The organism is uncultured Cetobacterium sp., assembly GCF_947038635.1.
Lineage (GTDB): Bacteria > Fusobacteriota > Fusobacteriia > Fusobacteriales > Fusobacteriaceae > Cetobacterium_A.
This window is the reverse complement of record NZ_CAMQXC010000144.1, coordinates 1-5,092: the sequence shown is the minus strand read 5'-3', so window position 1 is coordinate 5,092 and position 5,092 is coordinate 1. Positions and strand designations below refer to the sequence as shown.

The window sequence follows — 5,092 nt, the reverse complement described above, 5'->3', positions numbered from 1 at the left end:
GGATTTGGAGAGTTGATAGCTCTTTTTTAGATAGCAAGCTTTCTCAAAAAATATCTATTTTAACTAAAAAATATAATCGATAAAAAAAGTGATACTAAAAATCTCACTTTTTTAATATTACATTAATATAATCATCTTGATTACTCATTTCTAAAATATCAAAATCAGTAAATCCAACTAAATCCATTAGCTCTTTTTCTGTAAAACAAGTATTCCATCTTCCCTCTTTAAAATAATCTTTTTCCCCAAATCTAAAAGAAAGATAAAGCAAGCCTTTTTCAACCAAAACTTGATAAAATTTATTCAAAACATAGTAGAGATCCAAACGATCTAGATGTAATAGAGTATCTAAAGCCCAAATACCTATAAATCGCTCTCTATCTTTTAATCCTCTCATAATTTTAACTATATTTTCTCTTGCAAGAGCTTCATGTAATTCATTATCACTTTGAGATTCTAATTTTAAATGTTCAACATTATGACCTTTCTCTAGAAAAAAGCTATTTATCTTATCCTCTTTAGGCTTTAATGTTAAAATTTTCCCATGTTTTAGTAATCTTTTTTCAAAGTTATTAACCTCTTCTAATTTGATACTCGTCCCGTCATATAAACAACCTCCTTATTTTTAAACTCTCCCTAGTTTTATATACAAATTTCTTATGGTTTTTCCTTGCTTTATATGTTAAAATCCCTATAAAGTTTTATGGAGGGGAATATGATTAGTTTTAAAAATATAAGTATTAAATTTAATAATAAAATTGTTTTAAATAACTTTAATTTAGTTGTAAATCCAGGAGAAAAGATATTAATTTCTGGAGTTTCTGGAAAAGGAAAAACTACATTACTTAAACTTTTACTTGGTTTTAGCACTCCCAATTCTGGAAATATCTTTGTAGATAATTTAGAATTAAATGAACAAAATATTAATATCATTCGAAATAAAATTGGATACATGCCTCAATCTACACCTTTTTTAAATGTAAAAATTGAAAAATTAATACATACTATTTTTAATTATAAGGAAAATTTAAAAACTAAATTAGATATGGATATTCTTATAAAAACTTTGAAGGAATTTAATTTAGATTCTAGTATTTTATCTAAGAATATAAATCAGCTTTCAGGTGGTGAAAAGCAAAGATTAGCTTTTGTTATAATTATTTTATTAGATCGAAAAATTTGGGTTTTAGATGAAATAACCTCTTCTTTAGATCAAGATATGAAAGAAAAAGTTACAAATTATATTTTAAATACTAATAAAACAGTTATTTTAGTCTCTCATGATAAAATAGAAGCTTTAGATAACTTTAGGAAGGTGATCCTTTAGTGGCACAAGATATATTTTTACCTAATTTACTTTATTTTGTTATTTTTTTAATCCCTATATTTTATATTATGAATTATCTTGAAATACATATGATTTCTAATGTTATAAAATCTATTCTAAGAATGTTTATACAACTTATGTTAGTTGGAGTTTATCTACACTATATCCTAACAATCAATAACTCATGGATTAATCTAGCATATTTGGCTCTTATGACTTTTGCATGTACCTTTACAATTGTAAGAGATGTTAAAATAAAAGATCATAAATTTTATATAATCGTTGCTGTATCTACTATCATCCCTTTAATTCTTAATATGTTTATATTTTCAGAGCTTTTACTACACTTAAAAGATCCTCTTGATGCTCTATATTTAATACCAATCTCTGGTATGATTTTAGGAAATACTCTAAATGGAATGATTGTAACTATCAATGACTTTTTAAATAATTTAAAACTTAACGAGGAAAGCTATCTTCTATCTTTATCATTTGGAGCTACTAAATTTGAAGCACTAAAACCATTTATAGCAAATGCCATAACTTTAGCTTTTAAACCTTCTGTTGCTACTATGGCAAATGTTGGATTAGTTTCTCTTCCTGGTATGATGACTGGTCAAATTTTAGGAGGATCTTTACCTATTGTTGCTATAAAATATCAAATTGCTATAATGATTGCTCTTTTTGTCTGTAGATTTTTATCTTCTTTTATTTTACTTTATTTTTGTTCATTATACTTTTTTAATAAGTATTCAATATTTACATTAAAAATTAAAGAATAGGTGATATTTATGACTGAGAAAAAAGAGTTTGGTTTATTTGGGCTTATTGGTGTTGTAATTGGTTCTGTTATTGGTGGTGGAATTTTTAATATTTCAAAAGAAATTGCAAAAACATCTTCTATTGGTGCGGCTTTAATAGGTTGGAGCATATCCACATTCGGTGTATTTTTCATAATAAAAATTTACCAAAGACTTCTTTTAAAAAAACCAGATTTAAATAATGGAATATATGAGTATGCTCGTATAGGCTTTGGACCTTTAGCTGGATTTTTTTCTGCTTGGGGATATTGGTTAGCTTGCGTTGTTAGTAATGCAAGCTATCCTGTTCTTATAGTACAAACACTAAGCTATTTTTTCCCATCTATTGTAGGAGTGAAAACACCTCAAGGATTTATTTTAGGTACTTCTCTTTTATGGTTGATTTCTTATATTATTATGAAAGGTATTAAAACTTATAATTTTTTCAATTTTTTAGCCACTTTTGGTAAAGTTTCAGCAATTATTATGTCTATTTGTTTTATGTTTATTTTTTTTAAATATAAAATATTTTCTCTCGACTTTTGGGGAACATTAAATTACAAGGGAGATATTTTTATACAGATTAAAGGATGTATGCTTCAAACCTTATGGGCTTTAATAGGAGTGGAAGGAGCTGTTGTTATCTCTGGGAGAGCAAAAAATAAAAATGATGTTAGTCGTGCCACTTTTGTTGGTTATTTTATAGCACTTTTTTTATATATTTTTATAGTCGTTCTAAGTTATGGTATACTTCCTGCTGAAAAACTCCAAAACTTAAAAGATCCAGCTTTAGCTTATATATTAGAGGCTATTATTGGCAAATGGGGTGCAATTTTTATTAATATTTCTGTTTTAATCTCCATATTTGGTGCTTGGATTACTTGGACTATTATAGCTGCTGAAATTCCATATAATATATCTATGGATAATTTATTTCCAAGTTTTCTAAAAAAATTAAATATTAATGGGGCTGCTAGTAATGCACTAATTTTTAATGCTTCTATTAAACAAATTGCTTTTATGATTTCTCTTTTCTCAAGTAATGTATATCTTATAATTACAAATTCTGCTGCTGCACTAATGCTTTTACCATATATCTTTTCTATTTTATTTTTACTAAAAATTTCATCATTTAAAAATGATAAAAAATATATTGTATATGGAATTTTAGCCTTATTTTATTGTTTTTGGATGGTGTATGCTGCTGGAGAAAATTATATTATTCAAACACTTCTTATATACTTAACAGGATTACCTTTTTATTTATATAAAAAGTATAAATCCTCTGCTAATTAGCAGAGGATATTTTTTCATTTTTTCTTATTGTTTCTTCAGTTAAATTTGATATATTATCCATTATATTAACTTTTAAACTTCCTGTTCCTATAAATTTTTTTTCTGCTAATTCTCCAGCTATTCCCATTGATAATACCCCACCTAATGTACTGATTAAAGAGTTATTTTCTCCTCCTAAAAATGCTCCTATTAAAGATGAAATCATACATCCTGTTCCTGTAACTAATCCCATTTTTTTATGACCGTTCATTACTTTAAAAACTACTTCTTGATTTCCAATATAGTCAATTTCTCCAGTTATAGCTATCACTGAATTAAACTTTTTAGCCGCAAGCTTCACCAATTTTTCCCCACTATCATCTTTTTCTAAGGAATCTACTCCCCTACTTAAAGAGTCTATATTTAAAAGTGATTTTATTTCGGCCATATTTCCCTTTATTACTGTAAATCTTACCTCTTTTAATAATGAATTTACAAGATTTTTTCTAGCTTTTGTAGCGCCTACTCCCACAGGGTCTAAAATAATTGGCTTTTTTAATTTATTAGCAATTTTTCCAACTTCTACTGCCATTTTCTCCATGCTTCTATCCATCGTTCCTATATTTAAAACTACACTTGATGAAAATCCAATTATTTCTTCTATCTCTTCTAGACAAAATGACATTAATGGTGAACCACCAATAGCCAACGTTATATTAGCACAATCATTTATAGTTACTGTATTCGTTAAATGATAAACTAATGGTGTTTTCTCCTTAATATTTTTTAAAGCTAATACAATCTCATTAATTATCTCTTCTTTCATAATATTTTTATTCAAAATCAACACCCGCCTTTTTATAAAGATTTACAAAATGTCCTACTGGTCCTACTCCCTCTCCTATAGAAAATGAGTTTTTAATCGCTTCCGTTATATATCTTTTTCCCATTTTTACTGACTCCTCTATAGAGTAACCTTTTCCTATATAAGAAGCTATAGTTGAGGATAATGTACATCCTGTTCCATGTGTATTTTTTGTTTCAAATCTCTCACCTAAAAATCTAATAACTTCATCTTCCTCTGTTAAAAGTATATCTGTACAGTTATCCTCTCTATGTCCACCTTTTATTAAAACATTTTTTGCACCTAATTTTTTTATTTTTTTAGCCGCTAAAATCATATCTTCTTCAGATTCTATTTTCATATCTGCTAAAATTTCAGCTTCTGGAATATTTGGTGTCACAAGAGTTCCAATTTTTAAAAACTCTTTTAATGCTTGTATAGCTTCCTCTTTTAAAAGATAGTACCCACTTTTAGAAACCATAACTGGATCTATAACTATATTTTTCCCATTAACATCTCTTAAAGTTTCATAAACAACTTTTATGATTTCACTACTAGATAACATCCCTATTTTTACTGAACTTATCTCTATATCCTCATACAAAACTTCTATTTGTTTTTTTATAATATTTAAGTCCACCTCTTGAACTGCGAAAACTCCCATACTATTTTGTGCTGTAATCGCAGTTATAACACTCATACCATATACTCCTTGAGCACTCATAGCTTTTAAGTCTGCTTGAATTCCTGCACCACCACATGAATCAGATCCTGCTATAGTTAAAACTTTTTTCATTTTTACCTCCTAGAATTTTTGCATAAAAAAAGCTATCCCTAAAATAGGGA

At 27.2% G+C, this 5,092-nt stretch carries 6 protein-coding genes; 3 read left to right on the top strand and 3 right to left on the bottom strand.

From position 1 onward, the window contains the following. Positions 1–103 precede the first annotated feature (103 nt). A complete protein-coding gene (locus tag Q0V08_RS10575) occupies positions 104–397 on the bottom strand; it encodes a hypothetical protein (RefSeq protein ID WP_297434593.1) in 294 nt (97 codons plus the stop codon). Positions 398–715: 318 nt separating this feature from the next. Here Q0V08_RS10575 and Q0V08_RS10570 point away from each other — a divergent pair, with 318 nt between their 5' ends. From Q0V08_RS10570 to Q0V08_RS10560, 3 genes are read left to right on the top strand one after another with little or no spacing between them, the layout of a single operon-like run. Continuing rightward, on the top strand, positions 716–1,327 hold the full coding sequence (locus tag Q0V08_RS10570; protein ID WP_297434591.1) for an ATP-binding cassette domain-containing protein: 612 nt from the start codon (positions 716–718) through the stop codon (positions 1,325–1,327). Then, the gene (locus tag Q0V08_RS10565; RefSeq protein WP_297434589.1) at positions 1,327–2,109 is read left to right on the top strand and encodes an ABC transporter permease; all 783 of its coding nucleotides are present in this window, start codon (positions 1,327–1,329) and stop codon (positions 2,107–2,109) included. Before Q0V08_RS10570 ends, Q0V08_RS10565 begins: the two co-directional genes overlap by 1 nt. A 9-nt stretch (positions 2,110–2,118) precedes the next feature. Then, positions 2,119–3,423, top strand: a complete 1,305-nt coding sequence (locus tag Q0V08_RS10560; RefSeq protein WP_297434588.1) for an amino acid permease — start codon at positions 2,119–2,121, stop codon at positions 3,421–3,423. Here Q0V08_RS10560 and thiM read toward each other — a convergent pair. Further along, a complete protein-coding gene (gene thiM / locus Q0V08_RS10555; protein ID WP_297434586.1) occupies positions 3,416–4,243 on the bottom strand; it encodes a hydroxyethylthiazole kinase in 828 nt (275 codons plus the stop codon). The two genes, Q0V08_RS10560 and thiM, sit on opposite strands and share 8 nt — an antisense overlap. Next, on the bottom strand, positions 4,236–5,042 hold the full coding sequence (gene thiD, locus Q0V08_RS10550; RefSeq protein WP_297434584.1) for a bifunctional hydroxymethylpyrimidine kinase/phosphomethylpyrimidine kinase: 807 nt from the start codon (positions 5,040–5,042) through the stop codon (positions 4,236–4,238). Before thiD ends, thiM begins: the two co-directional genes overlap by 8 nt. Positions 5,043–5,092 lie beyond the last annotated feature (50 nt).

What these genes read in the sequence shown, in the direction of transcription:
- Q0V08_RS10575 (WP_297434593.1), bottom strand. Translation starts at nt 397, where the DNA reads ATGAGAGGATTAAAAGATAGAGAGCGATTTATAGGTATTTGGGCTTTA.
- Q0V08_RS10570 (WP_297434591.1), top strand. Translation starts at nt 716, where the DNA reads ATGATTAGTTTTAAAAATATAAGTATTAAATTTAATAATAAAATTGTT.
- Q0V08_RS10560 (WP_297434588.1), top strand. Translation starts at nt 2,119, where the DNA reads ATGACTGAGAAAAAAGAGTTTGGTTTATTTGGGCTTATTGGTGTTGTA.
- thiD (WP_297434584.1), bottom strand. Translation starts at nt 5,042, where the DNA reads ATGAAAAAAGTTTTAACTATAGCAGGATCTGATTCATGTGGTGGTGCA.